The 23,155-nt window shown below is 65.8% G+C and carries 21 protein-coding genes; 8 read left to right on the top strand and 13 right to left on the bottom strand.

Translation table 11 applies throughout. From position 1 onward, the window contains the following. Positions 1–49 precede the first annotated feature (49 nt). Positions 50–1,054 carry a D-glycerate dehydrogenase gene (locus tag BA190_RS24575; protein WP_068293839.1) on the top strand — a complete coding sequence of 335 codons (1,005 nt, stop codon included), beginning with the start codon at positions 50–52 and terminating at the stop codon, positions 1,052–1,054. Positions 1,055–1,253: 199 nt separating this feature from the next. Next, positions 1,254–1,844 (top strand): nucleoside 2-deoxyribosyltransferase, encoded by a 591-nt coding sequence (locus BA190_RS24570; RefSeq protein WP_068293836.1) that lies wholly within the window; start codon positions 1,254–1,256, stop codon positions 1,842–1,844. A 105-nt stretch (positions 1,845–1,949) separates the two neighbouring features. Here the strand turns inward: BA190_RS24570 and BA190_RS24565 are convergent, their stop codons facing one another. Further along, entirely contained in the window at positions 1,950–2,966 is a 1,017-nt protein-coding gene (locus BA190_RS24565) for an adenosine kinase (RefSeq protein WP_068293826.1), read from the bottom strand. Positions 2,967–3,068: 102 nt separating this feature from the next. Between BA190_RS24565 and murJ the strand changes: the two genes are divergently transcribed. After that, positions 3,069–4,640 (top strand): murein biosynthesis integral membrane protein MurJ, encoded by a 1,572-nt coding sequence (gene murJ / locus BA190_RS24560; RefSeq protein ID WP_068294067.1) that lies wholly within the window; start codon positions 3,069–3,071, stop codon positions 4,638–4,640. Positions 4,641–4,687: 47 nt separating this feature from the next. On the opposite strand, the gene BA190_RS24555 is transcribed toward murJ, so the two are convergent. From BA190_RS24555 to nth, 7 genes are all read right to left on the bottom strand, one after another. Beyond that, entirely contained in the window at positions 4,688–5,251 is a 564-nt protein-coding gene (locus BA190_RS24555; RefSeq protein ID WP_068294064.1) for a sugar O-acetyltransferase, read from the bottom strand. Between the two features lie 56 nt (positions 5,252–5,307). After that, entirely contained in the window at positions 5,308–5,613 is a 306-nt protein-coding gene (locus BA190_RS24550; protein WP_068293821.1) for an NIPSNAP family protein, read from the bottom strand. Between the two features lie 99 nt (positions 5,614–5,712). Further along, positions 5,713–6,456, bottom strand: coding sequence for a tRNA pseudouridine(38-40) synthase TruA (gene truA, locus BA190_RS24545; protein WP_068293818.1), 744 nt, complete (start codon positions 6,454–6,456; stop codon positions 5,713–5,715). A gap of 261 nt (positions 6,457–6,717) precedes the next feature. Continuing rightward, complete coding sequence (gene fmt / locus BA190_RS24540) at positions 6,718–7,644, bottom strand: methionyl-tRNA formyltransferase (RefSeq protein ID WP_068293815.1); 927 nt, start codon at positions 7,642–7,644, stop codon at positions 6,718–6,720. Positions 7,645–7,648: 4 nt separating this feature from the next. Beyond that, entirely contained in the window at positions 7,649–8,218 is a 570-nt protein-coding gene (gene def / locus BA190_RS24535; RefSeq protein WP_068293812.1) for a peptide deformylase, read from the bottom strand. A gap of 162 nt (positions 8,219–8,380) precedes the next feature. Beyond that, complete coding sequence (locus tag BA190_RS24530) at positions 8,381–9,598, bottom strand: MFS transporter (RefSeq protein ID WP_068293810.1); 1,218 nt, start codon at positions 9,596–9,598, stop codon at positions 8,381–8,383. Between the two features lie 222 nt (positions 9,599–9,820). Then, positions 9,821–10,603 carry an endonuclease III gene (gene nth / locus BA190_RS24525; RefSeq protein ID WP_082980013.1) on the bottom strand — a complete coding sequence of 261 codons (783 nt, stop codon included), beginning with the start codon at positions 10,601–10,603 and terminating at the stop codon, positions 9,821–9,823. A 55-nt stretch (positions 10,604–10,658) separates the two neighbouring features. On the opposite strand from nth, the gene BA190_RS24520 reads away from it, so the two are divergent. Together BA190_RS24520 and BA190_RS24515 are read left to right on the top strand one after the other, a co-directional pair. Beyond that, positions 10,659–11,144: a DUF2244 domain-containing protein gene (locus BA190_RS24520; protein ID WP_082980025.1), complete on the top strand. Its 486-nt coding sequence runs from the start codon at positions 10,659–10,661 to the stop codon at positions 11,142–11,144. A gap of 85 nt (positions 11,145–11,229) precedes the next feature. Then, a complete protein-coding gene (locus BA190_RS24515; protein ID WP_068293806.1) occupies positions 11,230–12,132 on the top strand; it encodes a bifunctional helix-turn-helix domain-containing protein/methylated-DNA--[protein]-cysteine S-methyltransferase in 903 nt (300 codons plus the stop codon). An 85-nt stretch (positions 12,133–12,217) separates the two neighbouring features. Here BA190_RS24515 and lldD read toward each other — a convergent pair whose 3' ends face one another. Together lldD and BA190_RS24505 are read right to left on the bottom strand one after the other, a co-directional pair. Then, the gene (gene lldD / locus BA190_RS24510) at positions 12,218–13,351 is read right to left on the bottom strand and encodes an FMN-dependent L-lactate dehydrogenase LldD (RefSeq protein WP_068293794.1); all 1,134 of its coding nucleotides are present in this window, start codon (positions 13,349–13,351) and stop codon (positions 12,218–12,220) included. 123 nt (positions 13,352–13,474) lie between these two features. Further along, on the bottom strand, positions 13,475–14,095 hold the full coding sequence (locus BA190_RS24505) for a 2,3-bisphosphoglycerate-dependent phosphoglycerate mutase (protein WP_068293791.1): 621 nt from the start codon (positions 14,093–14,095) through the stop codon (positions 13,475–13,477). A 171-nt stretch (positions 14,096–14,266) separates the two neighbouring features. Here BA190_RS24505 and BA190_RS24500 point away from each other — a divergent pair, with 171 nt between their 5' ends. Next, entirely contained in the window at positions 14,267–15,349 is a 1,083-nt protein-coding gene (locus tag BA190_RS24500; RefSeq protein ID WP_068293788.1) for a cobalt-precorrin-5B (C(1))-methyltransferase, read from the top strand. 254 nt (positions 15,350–15,603) lie between these two features. Here BA190_RS24500 and BA190_RS24495 read toward each other — a convergent pair whose 3' ends face one another. From BA190_RS24495 to BA190_RS24485, 3 genes are all read right to left on the bottom strand, one after another. Further along, positions 15,604–15,918 (bottom strand): type II toxin-antitoxin system RelE/ParE family toxin, encoded by a 315-nt coding sequence (locus BA190_RS24495; protein WP_068293786.1) that lies wholly within the window; start codon positions 15,916–15,918, stop codon positions 15,604–15,606. Next, a complete protein-coding gene (locus tag BA190_RS24490; protein ID WP_068293783.1) occupies positions 15,915–16,169 on the bottom strand; it encodes an antitoxin in 255 nt (84 codons plus the stop codon). Before BA190_RS24490 ends, BA190_RS24495 begins: the two co-directional genes overlap by 4 nt. Before the next feature lie 320 nt (positions 16,170–16,489). Then, entirely contained in the window at positions 16,490–16,819 is a 330-nt protein-coding gene (locus BA190_RS24485) for a hypothetical protein (protein ID WP_068293780.1), read from the bottom strand. A 206-nt stretch (positions 16,820–17,025) separates the two neighbouring features. Between BA190_RS24485 and BA190_RS24480 the strand changes: the two genes are divergently transcribed. Together BA190_RS24480 and BA190_RS24475 are read left to right on the top strand one after the other, a co-directional pair. Next, positions 17,026–20,385 (top strand): DUF2126 domain-containing protein, encoded by a 3,360-nt coding sequence (locus tag BA190_RS24480; protein ID WP_068293778.1) that lies wholly within the window; start codon positions 17,026–17,028, stop codon positions 20,383–20,385. Between the two features lie 229 nt (positions 20,386–20,614). Next, positions 20,615–23,146, top strand: coding sequence for a circularly permuted type 2 ATP-grasp protein (locus BA190_RS24475; RefSeq protein ID WP_068293775.1), 2,532 nt, complete (start codon positions 20,615–20,617; stop codon positions 23,144–23,146). The last annotated feature ends 9 nt before the right edge of the window (positions 23,147–23,155 follow it).

Genomic DNA, 23,155 nt, shown 5'->3' with positions numbered 1-23,155 from the left:
GTTTGTCTGAGGGCGGTGAACGCCGTCTTAAAGTTTGCGGGAGGTCGGCATGTCGTTACGAAAAAAACCGCGGGTCGTGGTCACACGCCGCCTGCCGGACAGCGTGGAAACCCGCATGCGCGAATTGTTCGATGCGCAGCTCAACCTGACCGATGAGAAGATGTCGCAGGAGGCCCTGATCGAGGCCGTCAAGACGGCCGACGTCCTGGTGCCCACCATCAATGACCGTATCGACAAGGCCCTGATCGAGGCGGCCGGCAGCAATCTCAAGCTGATCGCCAATTTCGGCAATGGCGTCGACAATATCGACGTCGAGGCAGCGGTCGCCCGCAAGATCACCGTGACCAACACGCCCCGTGTCCTCACCGAGGACACTGCCGACATGACCATGGCGCTGATTCTCGCCGTGGCCCGGCGCGTGACCGAGGGCTCCAGGGTGATTCCCGAGGGCGACAATGCCTGGCCCGGCTGGTCGCCGACCTGGATGCTCGGGCGCCGCATCACCGGCAAGCGCCTCGGCATCATCGGCATGGGCCGCATCGGCCAGGCGCTGGCGCGCCGCGCCAAGGCCTTCGGCCTGCAGGTACATTACCACAACCGCCACCATGTCGACCCTGCCCTCGAGGCCGAGCTGGAGGCGACCTATTGGGATTCGCTCGACCAGATGCTGGCCCGCATGGACATCATCTCGGTCAATTGCCCGCACACGCCGGCCACCTATCATCTGCTCTCGGCCCGGCGGTTGAAATTGCTCAAGCGCGAGGCCCTGGTGATCAACACGGCGCGCGGCGAGGTGATCGACGAGACCACGCTCGCCAAGATGCTCGATGCCGGCGAGATCGCCGGTGCTGGCCTCGACGTGTTCGAGCACGAGCCGGCGGTCAATCCCCGCCTGGTCAAGCTCGCCAAGAGCGGGCGCGTGGTGCTGCTGCCGCATATGGGCTCGGCCACCATCGAGGGCCGGACCGACATGGGCGAGAAGGTCATCGTCAACATCCGTGCCTTCATGGACGGGCACAGTCCGCCGGACAAGGTCTTGCCGGAGATGCTGTGAAACCAGGTGGGTCGATCTCCGGATCGACCCATGCATGCGAGTTGGGGCGCTGTCATTCCCGGCGCTGCCGAAGGCAGCGGGAAGGGAATCCAGGGGCCACGAATGCGTCCTGCTGCTCCTGGATTCCCTTCCCCTCGCTGCGCTCGGCCGGGAATGACAGGTCGGACTTATGTAGATCGGTAGAAAGGGCACCCCCCCAATGCGTGTTTATCTGGCCGGCCCCGAAGTCTTCCTGCCCAACGCCCGCGCGGTGCTCGACGCCAAGATCGAGCTCACGCGGCGCCATGGCTTCATCCCGGTCTCGCCCGGCGATCTGGAAATCCCGGCGCAGCCGACCAAGCGTGCTTTCGGCCTGGCCATCAGCGCGGTCAATGAAAAGCTGATGCTGAGCGCCGATGCCATCATCGCCAATCTCACGCCGTTCCGCGGCATCGCCGCCGATACCGGCACGGTCTATGAGCTTGGCTTCATGTGCGCCCGCGGCTGCCCCGCCTTCGCCTTCTCCAATGTGGCCCAATCGCATTTCGAGCGGCTGCAGATCTACTATGACGGCCGGATCGCCGATGATGCGCAGGGCCGGCCGCGCGGCTCCGACGGCCTGGCGGTCGAGGATTTCGACATGGCCGAAAATCTGATGCTCGACGGCGGCATCGAGGCGCGCGGCGGCACCTTCGTCACGCGCTCGGCGGCGCCGGGCCGGCTCTTCGAGGATCTTGCCGCCTTCGAGGAATGCCTGAGGATCGCCGCCGGGCGGCTGTTGCAGGGCGGCAAGCCGTCTTCTTCGTCGTAGCGGCTGGGGAGTGTCGATCTTCAGATCGACATTCTTGCCCCGTGCGTAGCGCCTCCCGGAATGTCGATCCGGAGATCGGCACTCCGTGCTCGCGCTCGCCTCAGCTCAGAGCAGCCCGTTCTCCTGAGCCAGCACACGCAGATTGGTCTGCGGGCGGGCGCCGACATGCTGGATCACTTCCGCAGCGGACAGTGCGCCGAGCTTGAGCGAAGCCAGGTGCGGCAGGCCGCGGGCGAGGCCGAACAGGAAGCCGGAGGCGAAGAGATCGCCGGCGCCGGTGGTATCGACCAGCTTGTCGATCGGGAAAGCTGGCACCGAGACGCGCGTGCCGCCCTCGATCGCCAGTGCCCCGTCTTCCGAGCGCGTCACGATGGCGAGGCGGCAGTCCTTCTCGACCTGGGCGAGCGCCGTCTCGAAATCGGAAGTCTCGTAGAGCGACTTGATCTCCTGGGTGTTGGCGAACACGGTGTCGACCACGCCCGAGCGCATGAGGTGGAGGAACTCGCCGCGGAAGCGGTCGACGCAGAAGGAGTCGGACAGGGTGATCGCCACGCGCCGCCCGGCCTTGTGGGCGATATCGGCGGCTTTCAGGAAGGCGTCCTTGGCATCCTGCGGATCCCACAGATAGCCTTCCATATAGGTGATGGCCGCCCCCTGCACGACGCTCTCTTCGATATCAGCCGGGCCGAGCAGATGGCAGGCGCCGAGATAGGTGTTCATCGTGCGCTCGCCATCGGGCGTGATGAAGATGAAGCTCTTGGCGGTGGAGGGACCTTCCGCCAGCGGCACCGTCTCGAAATGCGTGCCCTGGGCGCGCAGGTCGCGGGTGAAGACCTTGCCGGCCTCGTCCTGCTTCACCTTGCCGAAATAGGCAGTCTTGCCGCCGAGGGAGGCGACGCCGACCGCCGTATTGGCGGCCGATCCACCCGAGATCTCGATGCTCTGGCCCATGGCGGCGTAGAGGTGGTCGGCCCGTTCCTCGCTCGTGAGGATCATGGCGCCCTTGGCGAGGCCTTCGCGGACCAGGAAATCGTCTTCGGTCTGGGCAAAGACATCGACAATGGCGTTGCCGATGGTGAGAACGTCGAAACGAGGTTTCGCGCTGGAAGGGGATTTGGGCATGCAGTATCTCTGTTTTGCGCGCGCGGACTATAGCGATGTGCTGCGTTGCGGCAAGAAAGAGTTGCGATGCAACCGCTGCCGCCGCTTCGGCTCGGAGTTTTGATGGCCTTCCTGCGTAACGCTGCCTCGGTTGGATTCGCGACCCTCGCCTCCCGCATTCTCGGTTTTATCCGTGACACCATGGTGGCGGCAGCGCTCGGTGCCGGACCGGTGGCGGATGCCTTCGTGGTCGCCTTCCGCCTGCCCAGCCTGATGCGCCGGCTGTTCGCGGAGGGGGCGGTGAATACGGCTTTCGTGCCGCTGCATGCCGAGGCCGAACGGCGTGGCGAGGGCGAAGCCTTTTCCGACCAGGTCTTCACGCAGGTCGCCCTGGTTTTCTTCCTGGCCTCGGCCCTGGCCCTCGCAGCGATGCCGCTGCTGATCGATCTGATCGCACCCGGCTTTGGAACCGGAGGAGGGCGTGTAGAGCTTGCCGTCGCCCTGTCGCGCATCACCTTCACCTATTGCCTGGCCACGGCCCTGATGGTGGTGGCGTCGGCCGTGCTCAACGTGCATGGCCGCTTCACGGCGGCCGCCTACGCGCCGGCTCTCGTCAATGTCGTCACCATCGCCGCCCTGCTCGGCGCCCCCTTGCTGGTTCGCTCCGACCAGGAGGCGTTGGCGCGCCTGCTGGCATGGTCGATCTTCGTCGGAGGCCTCGCCCAGGGCGGGCTGGTTTTCTGGGCTCTCCATCAGGCTCGCCTGAGGCTGCGGCTGGTCAGGCCGCGCTGGACGCCCGCCGTCCGGCGCTTCTTCCTGCTCGCGTTGCCCGGCGTGCTGACGGCGGGGGCGACGCAGGTCAACGCCTTTATCGGCCTGATCGTGGCTTCCGCCGATCCCGGCGCCGTCACCTGGCTCTATTATGCCGATCGCCTCTACCAGTTGCCGCTGGGCATCGTGGCGGTGGCGCTCGGCAATGCCTTGCTGCCGGAACTCGCCCAGGCCAGCAGCCGGGGCGACCGGCAGGCCGAAAGCGGCATTCTCAGCCGGGCCGTCGAATTCGCGGCCTTTCTTAGCCTGCCGGCAGCCCTGGCGCTGATCGTGCTGGCCGGCCCCATCGTCTCCGTCCTGTTCGAGCGGGGTGCCTTCTCGGCGGGTGACAGCGCCGCCACGGCCTTGGCCCTGGCGGGGTTTGCCGCCGGCCTGCCGGCCTTTGCCGGGGCCAAGGTGCTGCAGCCGCTTTTCTTCGCGCGTGCCCGCATGCGCCTGCCCTTCATGATCGCGCTGATCGGCGCCGTCGTCGATGTAGCCCTGTCGCTCGCCCTCTTTCCGGTCTGGCGCCAGGCCGGCATTGCCGTCGCCGCCGCCGCATCGGGCTGGGTCAACCTCGTCCTGCTGGCCCTGATGGCTTGGCGCAGCGGGCTGCTGCAACTCGACATGTCCGCTCGCCGCCGCCTGCCCCGGATCGCCGCCGCCGCCGCCCTGATGCTGGCCGCCGTTTATGGAGTGTCGGAGGCGGTGGAAAGCTGGCTGGCCGCAGGGCAACCCCTGGCGGTGCGGGTGGCGATGCTTGCCCTGCTCTGCGGGGGCGGGCTGATTTTCTACCTGGGCGCGTGCCTGCTGCTGGGAGGCATCGACCGCAAGGCCGGGTTGCGGGCGCTACTGGCAGGCCGTGCGCCGGAGGCCGGCGGGTAACCATGGGACGTCATTGAGGGGGCCGCCGCGGAGACGCTTTTGTCCTGTCAGGGCTTGAAGCCCGTGCGGTCGGCTACTGTGATGCCCCGGATGACCTGGGCCGGAACGCCGGCGGCAATCACGTTCGACGGGATGTCGCGCGTCACCACGCTGCCGGATCCGACGATGGCATTGTCGCCGATGGTCACGCCCGGATTGATATGGACACCGGCGCCGACCCAGACCCGGTGGCCGATCCGCACTGGTTTGGCCTGGCAGGCGCCGGCAGCGCGCTCGATCGGGTCGATGGCATGGTTGGCGGTGTAGATGCCGACCCGCGGCCCGAGCAGGACATAATCCCCGATCTCGACGCTGGCGCCATCGAGGATCACGCAGTCGAAATTGGCGTAGAAGGAGTGCCCGATGCTGATGTTGAAGCCGAACTCGCAACGAAAGCTCGGCTCGAACAGGGCGCCGGGGCCGACCGATTTCAAAAGGCTTCGCAGAATCGCCTCGCGCGCTTCGGCCGGCTCGCCAAGGCTGCGGTGATAGGCGCTGGTCAGCTCGACCGCCTTGGTGCGAGCGGCGATCAGTTCGGGGGTAAGGTCGTTGTAAACCGCGCCGCTGAGCATCAGGGCGCGCTGGGCCTCCAGATCCACCGGGACCTCCTGTCTTCCAGAAATATGGCTCAGCCGAACACCGGCCGCATGAAGCTGCGCTCATAGCTCATGATGCTGCGGACCTGCTTTTCCTCGGCCAGGATGGCCTGGCATTCCGGATCCACCGCCAGGCGCTTGCGGTAGTCTTCATAGGCAGCGAGGCTGGGGAAGCTGAACAGCGCATAGGCGATGTCGCTGGCGCCCTCATGCGGCAGGAAATAGCCGTGATGGTTGCCACCCATGCGGTTGACCACGGGAATCCAGGCCTTGGCATAGGCCTCGAAGGCCTCGAGCTTCCAGGGATCGATGACATATTTCAGATAGCAGGTGATCACGGACGGCCTCGCAGCTTGAATCGTGCCGGAAAGGGATGCGAGTTTCCTACAACATCGGATCTGATTCTGAATCAGGTCCGATGCTGCCGAGGAAGGCGGTCAGTAGTCGACACCGGTGAGATAGAGCCCATGCGGCGGCGCAAGCGCCGCGCAGCGGGTGCGGTCACGCGCTTCCAGCACCGCCACCAGATCCGCCTTGCTCCAGTCGCCGGAGCCGACCCGGCGCAGCGATCCCACCATGGAGCGGACCTGGTTGTGCAGGAAGGAGCGGGCGGTGGCGATGACATGGATCTCGGCGCCCACCCTGGCCACGTCGAGGCGGTCGAGCGTCTTCATCGGGCTCTGAGCCTGGCAGTCGGCCGAGCGGAAGGTGGTGAAGTCGTGATGGCCGATGAGCCCCTGCGCCGCCTCGTGCATGGCGTCCGCGTCCAGGGCCTTGCGGATGTGCCAGGCGCGATGACGCTCCAGCGCCAAGGGTGGGCGACGGTCGATCAGGCGGTAGAGATAGCGCCGGCCCTTGGCGGAGAAGCGGGCGTCGAAACTGTCGGGCATCTTCTCGACGCCGAGGATGGTCACATAGTCGTCCTGCAGGGTGAGATGGGCGTTGAGCGCATCGCGTACCCTGTCGGTGGTCCAATCCTTGGCCAGCATCACCGAGGCGACCTGCCCGGAGGCATGCACCCCCGCATCGGTACGGCCGGCACCCTGGATGCGCAGGGTCTGGCCGGTGAAAGCCAGGATCGCCTCCTCGATCGCCTGTTGCGCCGAGCGACCATTGGCCTGGGCCTGCCAGCCGACATAGGGCGTACCGTCATATTCGATCAGGAGTTTGTAACGCGGCATTCGGAGACTTCGTTGCTGAAGCAAGGCCTCTACGCCAATCGGAAGCGAGAGTCACCTTTTGGAGACCGGTCTTTGGAGCGGCATAGGGGGCGAATCTGTCAGTGCAGGGCGGGGCTAAATCAGGGGTTCCGAATTCGAGTCAATCATTCGTTACAGCGCGCCTGAGGAGGCACCTTCCCGGAGCGCGGACATCTTGTCTGCTCTTGGAAACGTCACATTTGCCGGTTGGAAGGGCGGACAAGATGTCCGCGCTCCGGCCGATCACGCCAGCCGTTTGCCCTGCGCCAGCGGCGCACCCTTGAGGAATTCGGCGGCACCCATCGGGGTCTTGCCGGCACGCTGGACCTGGACGAGGCGGATGGCGCCACTGCCGCAGGCGACCGTCAATTCGTCGTCGAGCAGCGTGCCTGCGACGCCATAGCCTTCGGCAAATTGTGCGTGCAACGCCTTTACTCGCTGCGGGCCCTGGCCCCAATCGGCTTCGAACCAGGCACCGGGGAAGGGAGATAGACCGCAAATGTGGTTATGGATTTCTTCGGCCGGGCGCGACCAGTCGATGCGGGCTTCGGCCTTGTCGATCTTGCGGGCATAGGTCACGCCCTCTTCGCTCTGGGCCGTGAAGGTCAGCGTGCCGCGCGAGAGGGCACCGAGCGCCCGGGCCATCAGGTCGGCGCCAAGGAGGGAGAGGCGGTCATGCAGCTCGCCGGCCGTCATGTCCGGCTCGATCTCAACGGTGTCGGCCAGCGCCACGGGACCAGTGTCGAGGCCTTCCTCCATGCGCATCACCATCACGCCGGTCTTGGTGTCGCCTGCCATGATGGCGCGCTGGATCGGAGCGGCACCGCGCCAGCGCGGCAGCAGCGAGGCATGCAGATTGAGGCAGCCTTCCACGGGCGCCTCCAGGGCGGCCTTGGGCAGGATCAGGCCATAGGCGACCACCACGGCAACATCGGCACCGAGGCCGGCGAAGGTGGCGATCACCTCCTCGTCGCGGAAGCTCCTGGGCGTGAACACGGGAATGCCGAAGCCCTCGGCCAGCTTGTGCACGGGCGAGGGCACCAGGGCCATGCCGCGGCCGGCAGGCGCCGGCGGACGGGTATAGACGGCGACGACCTCATGGCCCTGGCTGAGAATCTCGGCCAGCACCGGCCGGGCGAATTCCGGCGTGCCCATGAAAACGACGCGCATGCCCTCAGCTTTCCGCCGGCCGGGGCGCTTCGCGCTCGCGTTTCTCCCGCTTGAACTGCGGCAGTTCGCCGGTCTTGACCGCCTTGGTGAACTTGCGGATCACCATGTCGCGCTTGAGCTTGGAGATGTGATCGATGAACAATTCGCCGTTGAGATGGTCGATCTCGTGCTGCAGGCAGGTCGCCATCAGCCCGTCGGCCTCGAGCTCGGCTTTTTTGCCCTCGCGGTCGATATAGGCGACGCGCACCGTGGCCGGACGCTCGACCTCGGCATAGTAGTCGGGGATGGACAGGCACCCTTCCTCGTAGACGCTGCGCTCGTCCGACGACCACACGATCTCCGGATTGATGAAGACCTGCGGCTCCGGCGGCTCGTCTTCCTTGGCGAGGTCGATGACCACGAGGCGGCGCGGCACGGCGATCTGGATTGCCGCCAGGCCGATGCCGGGTGCGTCATACATGGTTTCCAGCATGTCGTCGGCGAGCTGGAGCAGCTCCGCATCGACGCGCTCGATCGGCGCGGAGACGAGGCGGAGCTTGGAGTCGGGCAGGATGATGATCGGTTTGATGGCCATGTCAGGCAGATAGGATGCCGCGCGCGAGGCGTCAATGCGAAAGCGGGTTGGAGACGCTCCTGGGACCGCCGGCATCCTGCCGGCCTTTGGAACCACCGCGCTTGCAGGAGAGGAAGAGCCGGCAGGATGCCGGCGGTCCCAGGAGAAACGGTACGAAACGCCCTATTCCAGCACGGTCATCACCTGCCCACGCCGTTCCGGGCTGAAACGGATGACGATGATGATGCAGATGGCGACGACACCGGCGAAGAGAGCCAGTGCATAGCCATAGCTGCTGCCGGGGGCCTCGGCGATGCCGGCCTGGTAGGGGCCGCCATAGGAGGCAGCGAGATTGCCGGCCTGATAGATGAAACCGGGCAGCGTTGCCCGCACCGAGCCCGGCGAAAGTTCGTTGAGGTGCACGGGAATGACACCCCAGGCACCCTGGACCGAAATCTGCATCACGAAGGCACCCACCGCCAGCATGGCGGGTGTGGTGCTATAGGCCCACAGCGGCAGGACTGGCAGTGCGATCAGGCAGGCGATGGTGATGGCATTGACGCGCCCGATCCGCTCGGACAGAGACCCGAAGAGCAGGCCGCCGGCGATCGCGCCCAGATTGGCGACAATGGTGATCCAGCTCACCGTATGGGCATCGAAGCCGTGCTGTTTCTTCAGGAAGGTCGGATAGAGGTCCTGCGTGCCGTGGCTGAAGAAATTGAAGAACATCATCAGCACCACGGCATAGAGGGCAATGCCCCAATGTCGCCGCAGGGTCTCCCCGAGACTGGGTTTCACCTGCTCCCGAGCTTCGACGAAAGCCGGTGATTCCGGAACGTGCGACCGGATGAAGAGCACGATCAGGGCCGGCAGGACGCTGAGCAGGAACATGGTGCGCCAGCCGACCACATGACCGCCGATGTTCTGGCCATAGATCAGGCCGTAGACGATCGCCGCCAGCAGGTAGCCGGCCGGATAGCCCGCCTGGAGCAGGCCCGAGACCAGGCCGCGGGCCGATGGTGGGATCGATTCCATCGCAAGCGAGCTGCCGAGGCCCCATTCGCCGCCCATGGCGATGCCGAAGATGGCGCGCAGGATCAGGAACGTTGTGAGATTGGGCGAGAAGGCGGCCAGGGCGCCGATCACCGAATAGCTGACGATGTTGAGCATCAGGATCGGCTTGCGCCCGAAGCGATCGGCCAGCCTGCCGAAGATGAAGGCGCCGATGAACCGGGTCGCCAGAGTGAAGAACAGGGCTTCGGAAACGGCGGGCACGCCGACCTGGAATTCGGCGGCGATATCCGTGAGCAGGAAGGTCAGGAGGAAGAAATCGAAGGCATCGAGTGTCCAGCCGAGAAAGGAGGCGAGGACGGTCTTTTTCTGTTGTGAACTGAGGGGCAAGCGATTTCTCCCTTATGGCCATCGGCCGGCCGCAGGAAAGGGACAGTCATTGCCATTCCCGCAGCCGCATTTGCTCGGATCGACGCAATGAACGTCGCCAAGGAAGCCCCCTGTCGGCCATAGAAGTCCTGAAATCGCAGAAGCGCCACAAAAATATGCTGATTCAACTGATGCGTGTATTTGGCGAAGCCTGCCTGACGCCAAGGTTGAATCTTTCGACGTTCAAGTCGTGGTCTTGTCCTCGAACAGGCAGATGTCGCGGATCAGGCAGGCGGGGCAGGCGGGCTTGATCGCCTTGCAGACATAGCGCCCATGCAGGATGAGCCAGTGATGAGCATGGCGGGCATAGGTCGCCGGCACCACCTTCTCCAGACCCAGTTCCACCGTCAGAGGCGTCTTGCCGGGCGCGAGGCCGGTGCGGTTGGCCACCCGGAAGAGATGGGTGTCGACGGCGATGGTCGGCAGGCCGAAGGCGATGTTGAGCACGACATTGGCGGTCTTGCGGCCGACGCCCGGCAGCGTTTCGAGGATCTCGCGCGAGCGGGGCACCTCGCCGCCATGCTCGTCCACCAGCATTCGGGAGAGGGCGATGACGTTCTTGGCCTTGGTGCGGAACAGGCCGATGGTCTTGATGTGGCCGATCAGGGCTTCCTCGCCGAGATCGATCATCTTGGCCGGCGTATCGGCGATGGCGAACAACGCCTTGGTCGCCTTGTTGACGCCGACATCGGTCGCCTGGGCCGAAAGCACCACCGCCACCAAGAGCGTATAGGCGTTGACATAGTCGAGCTCACCCTTGGGCTCGGGCAGGGCCTCGGCGAACCGCCGAAAGATCTCGGTGATCTCGGCCTGCGGCAGGGCGGCGCGCTGCGTGCCGGCCGAGGCCGCGGCGGCATTGGCCTTCGCCTTGGTCCGGCCTGCCGATTTTGTCGCAGGGGAGGCAAAGGAGAGGGCGGGCATTTGTGTCTGGCGGCGGGACATGAAAGGCTTATAGTTGGCGGCCATGCAAAGCGCCAACCCGAAAACGCCCGAAGAAACGCGCCGAGAAACGTGCCTTGAGATGCCCGAGGCGGGGTCTCTGGAAGAGCCGGTCTTCGATGCGGTGCTCTATCCGCATCGTTCGCTCGGGCCGCGGGGGTTTCGCAATCTCCTCGTTGTGGTCGGCTGTGCCTCGACGCTGCTCTCCATCCCCTTCTACATGATGGGGGCGTGGCCGGTGGTCGGCTTCTTCGGGCTCGATGTCGGCCTGCTCTATTTGATGTTCAAGCTCAATTATCGGGGGGCCAGGCTGCGGGAGCATGTGCTGCTGACGCCCGTCCGGCTCCTGTTCTCGCGCATCGATCCCAAGGGGCAGCGCCGGGAATGGGTCTTCAACCCGCGCTGGGTGCGGCTGCAGCGCGACGAGCACGAGGAGTTCGGCGTGATGCGCCTGGCCCTGGTGCAGCGCGGCCGCGAGGTGGAAATCGCCCGTTTCCTCGGCGCTTCCGAGAAGGGCGACTTCGCGGACGCCTTCTCCCGGGCACTGAACAAGGCGCGGCGCGTCTGAACGCGCCAATGCCGCAGGTTTCGGGTGGGAAGCCCGTTGAAGCAGGTCTATCCAGGGTACAAGTGATCATGCCTGGAGACGTTCCATGTCCATAACCCTGCCTGACTTCGACGATGTGCCGCTGGCTTCGCCTCTCGCCAATTCCCCCGAGGATTATGACCGCATCCGCAAGGCGGTCGCCTACATCACGCGCAAAGCCCAGCACCAGCCCTCGCTTGAGGACATTGCCGGCCATGTCGGCCTGTCGGTCTCGCATTTCCATCATCTCTTCCGGCGCTGGGCCGGCATCACGCCCAAGGATTTCCTGGCGGCGGTGACGCTGGACCGGGCCCGCGACCTCCTGCGCGACTCAGCCTCGATCCTCGATGCCACCTATGAGCTCGGTCTCTCAGGCCCGGCCCGGCTGCACGATCTGTTCGTGACCCATGAGGCGATGACCCCGGGCTCCTTCAAGACGGGCGGGGCGGGCCTGACCATCTCCTACGGCTTCCATCCCTCGCCCTTCGGCACGGCACTGGTGATGGTGGCGCCGCTGGGCCTCGCCGGCGTCGCCTTTGCCGATCCGGGCGAGGAGGCCATCGCGCTGGCCGACATGCGCAAGCGCTGGCCCAATGCGGAACTGCGCGAGGATTCGATGGTGACGGCACCCTATGCCGGCCGCATCTTCGATCCGAGCCGATGGCAGGCCGACAGGCCGCTCAACGTGGTGATGATCGGCACCGATTTCGAAGTCCGCGTCTGGCGCACTTTGCTGAAGATCCCGATGGGGCGGGCCACCACCTATGGCAATATCGCCAGCCATATCGGCAATCCCAAGGCCTCGCGCGCCGTGGGGGCCGCGGTGGGCAGGAATCCGTTGTCCTTCGTGGTGCCCTGCCACCGTGTGATCGGCCGTTCCGGCGAATTGACCGGCTATCACTGGGGTCTCACCCGCAAGCAGGCCATGCTGGGCTGGGAAGGCGGGCGGGTGCGCAGCGGCACGGAGTGACCCCTTGGAGCGCGGACATCCTGTCCGCTCTTTCTCTCGATAAGCGTCGCGGTTCCAAGAGCGGACAGGATGTCCGCGCTCCAAGTCAACCCGCCAGGCTGCCGCGGCCGATCTGGTCTATGCGCTCCACGCCGGTCAGCGTCATCGCCACCCGCATTTCCTTGGCGATGATGTCGAGCAGGTTCTCCACCCCCGCCTGGCCGGCGCTTGCCAGCGCATAGGCGAAGGCGCGGCCGAGCATGACGCCCTTGGCACCCAGGGCCAGCATGCGCACCACGTCGAGGCCGGAACGGATGCCTGAGTCGGCGAGCACGGTGAGGTCGCCGCCGACGGCGTCTGCGATCGCCGGCAAGGCCCTCGCGCTGGAGAGCACGCCGTCGAGCTGGCGGCCGCCATGGTTGGAAACCACGATGCCGTCGGCACCGAAGGTGACGGCGTCGCGCGCATCCTCAGGGTCGAGAATGCCCTTGATGATCATCGGTCCCTTCCAGAATTCGCGGATCCATTCGAGATCCGACCAGCTGATCGAGGGATCGAAATTCTTGGCGAGCCAGCCGATATAGTCGGCCAGGCCCGTGGGCTTGCCGAGATAGCGCGAGACATTGCCGAGATCGTGCGGTTTGCCCATCAGCCCGACATCGAGCGCCCATTGCGGCTTGAACATCGACTGCAGGATGCGGCGCTGCGGGCCGAAGGGCCCCGACATGCCCGAATGCGGATCGCGATAGCGCGCGCCGGGCGTTGGCATGTCGACGGTGAAGACCAGCGTGGTGATGCCGGCGGCCTGGGCCCGCTCCAGGGCGTTCTTCATGAAGCCGCGATCGCGCAGCACGTAGAGCTGGAACCAGATCGGGGCGGGGCTTGCCGGCACCACCTCCTCGATCGGGCAGATCGAGACGGTCGAGAGCGTCATGGCGATGCCCTTGGCGGCAGCCGCCTTGGCTACCTGCACCTCGCCGCGACGGGCCAGCATGCCGGTGATGCCGACCGGAGCGAGGATCACCGGCATGGCGAATTTGCGCCCGAAGATCTCGGTCTCCAGGCTCAGCTTGTCGACATTCTTGAGGATGCGCTGCCTGAGGCTGATCCCTTCGAGATCGGAGACATTGGCCCGCAGCGTGTGCTCGGCATAGGCGCCACCGTCGACATAGTCGAACATGAAGCGCGGCAGTCTGCGCATGGCGGCGGCACGATAGTCGGAAGGGGAGGCAATGATCATGGGAACGCAGGAAGCCGTAAGGAGATCGTTTCTCTCCGTTTAAGCATTATTGGCGGGGATGGCTATGCCTTCCCCGTTATTTTGTAAGACAAGTGCGCCAGAGCGCACCTGGCTGCGGGAACTTCAGCCCTTCAGTTCCTGCTTGCTGGCGATGGTGGTGTCCGGGTTCAGGCGGTAGACGATCGGCACGCCGGTATCGAGCTCGCGCTTGACGATCTCCTCGCCCGTCAGGCCTTCCAGGGCCATGATCAGGGCGCGCAGCGAATTGCCGTGGGCGCCGACCAGCACGGTCTTGCCGGCCATCACCTGGGGCTGGATGCGGTGGATGTAGTAGGGCAGCACGCGCGCGGCCGTATCCTTCAGGCTCTCACCGCCGGGCGGCGGCACGTCGTAGGAACGGCGCCAGATATGCACCTGCTCCTCGCCGAACTTCACGCGGGCCTCGTCCTTGTTGAGCCCGGAGAGATCGCCATAGTCGCGCTCGTTGAGGGCCTGGTCGCGGATGGTCTCGAGGTCTTCCTGGCCGAGTTCGCCGAGAATGATCTTGGTGGTGTGCTGGGCTCGCGACAGCACGGAGGTGAAGGCGATGTCGGCCTGCAGCCCGAGCGCCTTGAGGCGACGCCCAGCCTCATGCGCCTCGGCCACGCCCTTCTCCGTCAGGCCGGGATCGCGCCAGCCGGTGAACAGGTTCTTGAGGTTCCAGTCGCTTTGGCCGTGGCGGCAGAGCACGAGAGTGGCAGTCATCAAAGGGATCCCGTTTCAGGTCGCAATAGCGCTGACATAACCGGGATTGCAATTAATTGCACTGGCCGAATGCGCCGGGGACTGGCAAAACAGCCAATGTCGCCGTCGCGGCTTTTCGTCGGTGCGCGTTTCAGGCGGCAGCCCCATTGACGATGTTGTCCGGTTCTTCTCGTGCGTGATCAAACCTCCCCTCTGCGCTATGGCTGGACCACCGGCGCCTGCGCGGCGGCTGCCGCGAAGGCCGCCTATGCGGCGCTGCTCGGCGGGGAGTTTCCCGATCCTGTCGTCATCACCCTGCCGCGTGGCGAGCAGCCGGCCTTCGCCTTGGCGCGGCACGAGAGAGGCCAGGGCTACGCCCGTGCCACCATCGTCAAGGATGCGGGCGACGATCCCGACGTGACCCATGGAGCCCTGGTCTCCTCGACGGTGCGCCTTGGCGAGCCGGGCACCGGGGTCACCTTCCGGGCGGGGGAGGGCGTCGGAACCGTCACGAGGCCGGGCTTGCCCCTGCCGGTGGGCGAACCCGCCATCAATCCGGGACCAAGGGGTATGATCGCCGCGGCCATTGCCGAGATCGCGGCCGCGCATGGCGCCACCGGGGACGTTGAAGTGACCGTCGCCATCGCCGATGGCGAGGTGATCGCACGCAAGACCCTGAACGGCCGGCTCGGCATCGTGGGCGGCCTCTCCGTGCTCGGCACGACCGGCATCGTCGTGCCCTTCTCCTGCTCGGCCTGGATCCATTCGATCCATCGCGGCATCGACGTGGCGCGCGGGGCCGGGCTCGACCATGTCGCCGGCGCCACGGGCGCGGCCTCGGAGGAGGCCGTGGCCAGGCTCTACGGCCTGCCGGAGATCGCCCTGATCGACATGGGGGATTTCGTCGGCGGCATGCTGAAATATCTCAGGGTGCATCCGGTGCCGCGCGTCACCGTGGCCGGCGGCTTTGCCAAGATCACCAAGCTAGGCCAGGGCCTCCTGGATCTTCATTCGCGCGCCGGCCCGGTGGATTTGCGCTGGCTGGCGGAGCGGGTGGAGGAATTGGGGGGCACCGGCGAGACGGCCTATCGCGTCTCGCAGGCCAATACCGCGATCGAGGCCCTGGAGATCGCCGGCGAGGCCGGTCTCGATCTGCCGCCTCTGGTGGCACGGCATGCCTTGAAGACGGCAAAGGCGGTGCTGCGCGATGCCGAGATCAGCCTGGACATCGCCGTTTTCGATCGTGACGGGGGGCTGCTGGCACGCGCGGATTGAAATCCGGGCCATGAGTTCGTTTGAATTTAAGGTTTCATCCCAGCCGCGATTTCACAAAAATCGGGCTCTTTAGTCGAGTCGTTCCAGCTGATGAGAACATAGGACTGCGGCTTGAGATATCCGGTCTAGCGACCGACTGAAGGTGAGCGGCCGATTTCGCAAAAATCCGGACTTTTTCGGCGGGTCGACCATCCGCTGACATCGCAGCATTTTCGTCGTCGCAAAAGTCCCGCAGCGGGTCGACCGTTCTATATTCATTGAGATTCATTGAGCCTGTCAGCCAAGCGCGCCATCAGGTCCATGCGCTCGTGGAAGATCGCGACGATCAGCGCAGGCGCGTCCTGACGCGGCAGGCAAAACACGTAATGATGCTCGCAACGGGCCATGCGTAGCGCCGGATAGAGCGCATCGAGTTCTTTGAATACGCCCTGCCCGGCCGCGACGCGGGCAATGCCCGCTTTCAGTTTTGCGATGTAGGTTCGCGCCTGCGCCGCGCCCCATTCCTTGTGCGTGTAGCGGACGATGGCACGCAAGTCGGTCTCCGCGTCGGCGGTCAGGGTGTAGTTCAAACCCGGCCACCCTCGGCAAGTTCTTCATCAAGAATCTGGTCGATGCTCTTATCCGAGACCTTGCCGGACAACCCGGCTTTGATCCGGTCGCCAAGCAGAATTTTCAGCTCCTGCCACGCCTGATCGGCGTTGGTGTCACCCGGGAACAGCCGTTCGAGCGCGTATTGCTTGATCGTCTTGCCTTGCAGAGCTGAAAGCGCCTTGAGGCTTTGGTGCTGCTGGTCCGTGAGGTCGATGGTCAATCGGCTCATGCGACAAACTCCCATAGATTACCACAAACCCACATTAGCACATAGGAGGGTGCAAAGCCATTCAGCCTTGCCCCGTATGGGTGACGTGACCTGCCCGGTCGGTCCTGCGTGTCGCGCAACTCCTGACTTTTTCGACATGTCGACCATCCGCTGACATCGCAGCGTTCTAGTTGTTGCAAAAGCCGGATGCAAAAGTCCCATCGTGCGAGGGATTTTTGCAACGTTGTCGTGGTCGCGTTCCGACTGTCCGGTAGCCGAAAAATTATCCAACGCGGCTATGCGTAGCGGACATCCGAACTGGCCCGCCGCCAACTTCCAGGTCAGCCGTGCCCGGTATTGGTGATGATGCAGTTGAGGAATTTCACATAGGAGCCCAGGCCGGTGCGCGGAGCAGGCTGGTGGCGGGCAAAACAGCGGTCCTGCACCTCGGCGGCGGGCGGCGCGCGCCAGATCCGGCGCAACTGGTTGTAGGACATGATTTCCTGCGTCTCGCAGTTCTGGATCATCACGGGATTTCCCTTGCCGAGTTGCTGACAGAACAGCTTGTACTGGTAGACCGGCAAGGTGGTGGCCTGGGCGGGCAGGGCACCCGCGCAGAAGGCGGACAGGCAGAGCAAGAGAGCGGCGAAACCGGACGCCGGACGCTTCATGATGGTATTCCTCGACCGAAAGGGCGCTGCCAAAAGGGCATCGCTCGGCCTGCTTACCCTGCCCGTGTTAAAAAAACGTCGCCGAGCATCATGCCCGACGAACTCGGATTGGGCAGCCCTTGCCTATTTTTGCCTTCTCAATAGGCTTGCCTAGTTCGAGGGCAAACCGATACGCTGCGGACGTTCCATGGTCGGGGGGTTCTCTTTTGTCGATCGTTGCCGCCCTCTATCACCGCACGACCTATGATTATGATCGTCCGGTGATGCTGTCTCCCCAGATCGTCCGGCTCCGGCCCGCCCCTCATTCCCGAACGCGCATCGTCAGCTATGCCTTGAAGGTGGAGCCTGCCCAACATTTCATCAACTGGCAGCAGGATCCGCACGGCAATTGGCTCGCCCGCTTCGTGTTTCCGGAACCGGCGACCCGTTTCCAGATCGAGGTCGATCTCGTTGCCGATTTTTCGGTGATCAATCCCTTCGATTTCTTCGTGGAGGATTACGCGACCCATCTGCCCTTCGCCTATCCGGCCGAACTGGCGCATGAGCTCGCGCCCTATCTCGAGATCGAGCCGGCAGGCGAGGGGCTGGCCGCCTTCATGGCTTCGATCGACATGGGCGGGAAGCAGGTCGTCGATTTCCTGGTCGAGCTCAACCAGCGCCTGCAGCGCGAGGTCGCCTACACGATCCGCATGGAGGCGGGGGTGCAGAGCCCGGAGGAGACGCTGGCCCTGCGCTCGGGTTCCTGCCGCGACAGCGCCTGGCTGCTGGTACAGGTGCTGCGCCGGCTCGGCCTCGCCGCTCGTTTCGTCTCCGGCTATTCGATCCAGCTCACCCATGATCTCAAGGCGCTCGACGGTCCGCGTGGCGTCGATGCCGATTTCGCCGATCTGCATGCCTGGGCCGAAGTCTACCTGCCGGGTGCGGGCTGGATCGGCATGGATGCCACCTCGGGGCTGCTCACCGGCGAAGGCCATATCCCGCTGGCGGCCACGCCCCACTATGCCTCGGCGGCGCCGATCAGTGGTTCGCTCAGCGCAGCCGGGCCTGTGAATACCGAGTTCTCCTTCGAGATGCCGGTGCGGCGCATCGCCGAAGCCCCGCGCGTGACCTTCCCCTTCTCCGATGAGAGCTGGCGCGAGCTCGATGCGCTGGGCCAGGAGGTCGAGACCGACCTCGTCGGCCAGGACGTGCGCCTGACGCTGGGCGGCGAGCCCACTTTCGTCTCCATCGACGACTACCAGGGCGAGGAGTGGAATACGGGCGCCGTCGGCCCGACCAAGCGCGGCCTTGCCGACACGCTGATCCGCCGCCTGCGCACGGCCTTCGCGCCCGGCGGCTTCCTGCATTACGGCCAGGGCAAATGGTATCCGGGCGAATCCCTGCCGCGCTGGGCCTTCGCGCTCTATTGGCGCAAGGACGGCCAGCCGATCTGGCGCAATGCCGCGCTGATCGCCCGCGAGCCGAAGCCGGCGGGCGGCCCGAACGGCAAGCATCCGATCCGCAAGGTCTTCGATCCCAAGCCGATGCGCCTCCTGGCCGAGGGCGTGGCGGAGCGGCTGGGCATCGAGCCCGACTTCGCCGTGCCGGCCTATGAGGACGCCGCCCACTGGATCCTGCAGGAGGCCCAGCTTCCCGACAATGTCGATCCGATGGACTCCAAGCTCGCCGATCCCGAGGACCGGGCCCGCATCGCCCGTGTCTTCGATCGCGGGCTGGACCAGCCGGCCGCCTATGTCCTGCCCGTGCAGCGCTGGAACGCCGAGCGGCGCGATGGCTGGGTCAGCGAGTTCTGGCGCATGCGCAGGGGCCGGCTTTTCCTGGTGCCCGGCGATTCGCCTGCCGGCTACCGGCTGCCGCTGTCGGGCCTGCCCCATGTCGCGCCCGCGGCCTTTCCGCATGTGCATGTGGCCGATCCGATCGTGCCGCGCGGCCAGCTGCCGGACCGATCCGAGTTGGCGCGCCAGTTCCGGCGCATCGATGGCAACAATGAGGGCAGCCTCAAGCAGCAGGCGCAGGTCGGCCAGGAGTTCGGCACCGGCGTGGTGCGCACGGCGCTGGCCTTCGAAATCCGCGACGGCGTGCTGTGCGTGTTCATGCCGCCGGTGGCCGGCGTCCAGGATTATCTCGAATTGCTGGCCGCCGTCGAGGAGACGGCCGAGGCCAACGGCCTCACCGTGCATATCGAGGGCTATCCGCCGCCCTATGATCCGCGCATCCAGGTGATCAAGGTCACGCCCGACCCCGGCGTGATCGAGGTCAATATCCAGCCCGGTGCCTCCTGGGCCGAGACGGTGGCGATCACCTCGACCATCTATGAGGAGGCCAGGCTCAGCCGGCTCGGGGCGGACAAGTTCATGATCGACGGGCGTCATGTCGGCACCGGCGGCGGCAACCATGTCGTGCTCGGTGGCGTCACCCCCGCCGACAGCCCCTTCCTGCGAAGGCCGGACCTGCTCAAGAGCATCGTGCTCTATTGGCAGCGCCATCCCAGCCTGTCCTATCTGTTCTCGGGGCTGTTCATCGGACCGACCAGCCAGGCGCCGCGCATCGACGAGGCCCGGCATGACAGCCTCTACGAACTCGAGATCGCCATGGAGAGGGTGCGGGGGCCCCATGGCGCCAATCGCGCCGACAACCCCCCGCCCTGGTTGGTCGACCGTCTTTTCCGCAACCTCCTGGTCGACGTCTCCGGCAATACCCATCGCGCCGAGATCTGCATCGACAAGCTCTACTCGCCGGATTCCGCCACCGGCCGTCTCGGCCTGATCGAGTTCCGATCCTTCGAGATGCCGCCGGATTACCGCATGTCGCTGGCCCAGCAATTGCTGTTGCGAGCGCTGGTCGCCTGGTTCTGGCGCGAACCGCAGGAGGGAGGCTTCGTGCGCTGGGGCAGCCAGCTGCATGACCGCTTCATGCTGCCCCATTTCGTCTGGGCCGATTTCCAGGACGTGCTGGCCGACCTCTCCCGCGCCGGCTATGCCTTCGATCCGGTGTGGTACCAGGCCCAGCTCGAATTCCGCTTCCCGTTCTACGGCAAGGTCGATTATGAAGGGGTGAGCCTGGAAGTGCGCCAGGCCCTCGAGCCCTGGCACGTGCTGGGCGAGGAGGGCTTCGCCGGGGGGACGGTGCGATACGTGGATAGTTCAACCGAGCGGCTGCAGGTCAAGGTCGAGGGTTTCAATCCGGCCCGTCACGTCATCGCCTGCAATGGCCGGCGCCTGCCCATGAACGCCACCGGCCGGGCCGGAGAGGCCGTCGCCGGCGTGCGCTTCAAGGCCTGGCAGCCCGCCTCCGGCCTGCATCCCACCATCCCCGTGCATGCACCGCTGACCTTCGATGTCATCGATACCTGGTCGAATCGCTCGCTCGGCGGCTGCACCTATCATGTCGCCCATCCGGGCGGACGCAATTACGAGACCTTCCCGGTCAACGCCTATGAGGCACAGGCCCGGCGCCTCGCCCGCTTCCAGCCCATTGGCCACACGCCGGGCTGGCACGCGATACCGCCTGAGGAAAGCAATGGGGAGTTTCCCTTCACGCTCGACCTGCGCAGGGCTGCGCGATGAGGGGAGTGTCTTCGCATTTTTGTAGTGGCGAAGCGGGTGCGGCGCTCCTTCTCCCCTTGTGGGACCGGGCACTTCCTGTGGAAGTGCCATCCGTTCCCAGCCGTGAGTTTGCCTTGTCGAGGTCGCAAAACCCCTCATCCCCCTGCCGGGGCCTTCTCCCGCAAGGGGAGAAGGGGTTTCGTTCTGATGCGTTTGCGTTGGGTGGCATCCACACGTCCGGGCCGCCCTGATGCTCGCCAGGTCCCGCAATCCCGGCTTGCGCTCCCTGCTCGCGGACTATCGGCCCTTGCCCGGTGTAGCCGACGAGTTGATGACGGCGGCGGGAGAGGTGCGTCCGCACTGGCTGCCGGTGCTCAACGAGATGGCACGCTACCGGCCCGCCGTCGTCTCGCAGCGCTTTGCGGTTGCCGATCGCCAGATCAAGAATTCCGGCGTCTATTACCGCGTTTACGACACGCCGGACGGGCGTGACCGGCCCTGGCCCCTCGCCCATGTGCCGCTGGTGATCCCCGATGCCGAATGGCGCGGCATCGAGGCGGGCATCGCACAGCGGGCGCAACTGCTCGAAACCGTGCTGTCGGATCTCTACGGGCCGGCAACGCTGGTGCGGGACGGCGCCCTGCCTGCGGCCGTGATTGCGGGCAATCCAGATTTCCAGCGCGCCGTGGCCGGCAGCACGCCGCTCGGCGGCGAGCATCTGGTCATCTACGCCGCCGATCTCGGCCGTGGTCCCGACGGCCGCTGGTGGGTACTCAAGGATCGCGCCCAGGCGCCCTCCGGCATGGGATACGCCCTGGAGAACCGGCTCGCCATCTCGGCCGCTCTGCCGGCGCTCTACCGCGACATGCAGGTGGAACGCCTGGCGGGTTTCTTCCAGGCCATGCGTTCCACCCTTGCCGCCAAGGCCGGGCGGGAGGGATCGCGTATCGGCCTGCTGACGCCGGGGCCGGCCAACGAGACCTATTTCGAACACGCCTATCTCGCCCGCTATCTCGGTCTCCTGCTGGTAGAGGGCGCCGATCTCACCGTGCAGGACGGTATCGTCTATGTCCGCACCATCGAGGGGCTGAAGCGCATCGATGCCCTGGTGCGGCGCCTCGATGCCGACTTTGCCGATCCGCTCGAACTCAATGCCGGCTCGCGGCTCGGCGTGCCCGGCCTGGTCCAGGCCGTCCGGCAGGGCTCGGTGGCCCTGGCCAACAGCCTGGGGGCCGGCCTGGTCGAGGCGCCGGCCATGCTGGCTTTCATGCCGGCCCTGGCACGCCGGCTCACCGGCAGCGACCTCATCCTGCCGAATGTCGCCACCTGGTGGTGCGGCGAGGCCGGGGCACGCGAGGAGGTCCTGCGCGATTTCGAACGGCTGGCAGTCCTGCCGGCCTTCACGCGCGAGGTCGCCGGCCTGACGCGCGGCAGCGCCAGCGCCGTGGCCGACCTGGATAAAAAGGGCCAGGCGCGCCTGCGCGAGGTGGTGAAGGCCCATCCCCTCGAGGTGGTGGCGCAGGAAGTCGTCAGGCTCTCGACCATGCCGGTCTGGAACGGCAAGCGCCTGGAACCGCACCCCTTCACGCTGCGGGTCTATGCCGTCGCGACGCCGGAGGGCTGGAAGGTGATGCGCGGCGGCTTCTGCCGTGTCGGCGACAGCAATGATCCGCGGGCCCTGTCCATGCAGTTTGGCGGCCGTTCCGCCGATGCCTGGGTGACGTCGGAACGGCCGGTCGATCATGTCAGCCTGCTGCCGGCGCCCGGCAAGGTCGCGATCAAGCGCAGCCTCGGCCATCTGCCGAGCCGGGCGGCCGATAATCTGTTCTGGCTCGGGCGCTATCTCGAACGCGCTGAGGCGACCCTGCGCGTCGTGCGGGCCGTGGGCGAGATTGCGGCGGAAGCCGACGAGGAGGTTGTCGCCGCCACGCAGCGCCTCACCGACCTGCTGGTCGCCTGGGGAGCCGCCAAGAATTGGGGAGCCGCCAAGAGCGAGAAGCCGGGGCCTGCAGCCTCCCGCCGAACCGCCAGGGCGGCGGTCGAGCCGGTCGCGATCGCCGAAGGCATCCTGCGCGACGTGCTCGACGGCGAGGAATATGGCGGCATGCCCGCTTTGATCGGCGCAGCGGCACGCACCGCCTCCGCCATTCGCGAAAGGCTGTCGCGCGATGCGACCCAGGCCATCGCCGACCTCGACGCCATGGTCGTGGGAGACCGTACGCTGGCCTCGGCCGACAGGGCCGATCGCTATCTGCACACGCTGGCAGCGCTGTCGGGTCTCGCGCATGAGAACATGAACCAGCTCTCGGGCTGGCGTTTCCTGCGCATCGGCCATCATATCGAACGATCCATCCAGACCTGCCGCCTCGTCCGCCGCCTGGCGGATGAGAGCGCCAGCGCCGACATGCTCGACGCCCTGCTGCGCGTGACGGACAGCCGCATCACCTATCGGGCCCGCTATCTGATGGGAACGCTGCGCCTGCCGGTGCTCGATCTCGTCCTGCTCGATGACGGCAATCCGCGCTCGGTTGCCTATCAGATCATTCATGCCGCCGAGCATCTGGCGGCCCTGCCGCGCACGTCCCGGGATGGGGAAGTGGATGCGCTCACCCGCGCCATCCGCCTGATGCGGGCCGAGATCGAGACGACGCAGGCCATCGATGTCGACGACCGCCTGATCCTCGGCTTCGAAAACCGGCTGCTCGCCTTGTCCTCGGAGCTCTCGGCCCGCTATTTCAACCAGGACGAAGCCATGGCCGAGATTGCCGAGGGGCTGGGGTGATGTCATCCA

The sequence above is a fragment of the Labrys sp. WJW genome, from assembly GCF_001676615.1.
GTDB classification, from domain to species: Bacteria; Pseudomonadota; Alphaproteobacteria; order Rhizobiales; family Labraceae; genus Labrys; species Labrys sedimenti.
Note: the sequence above shows the minus strand (reverse complement) of the source record. Positions and strands in the feature narration are given on the sequence as shown.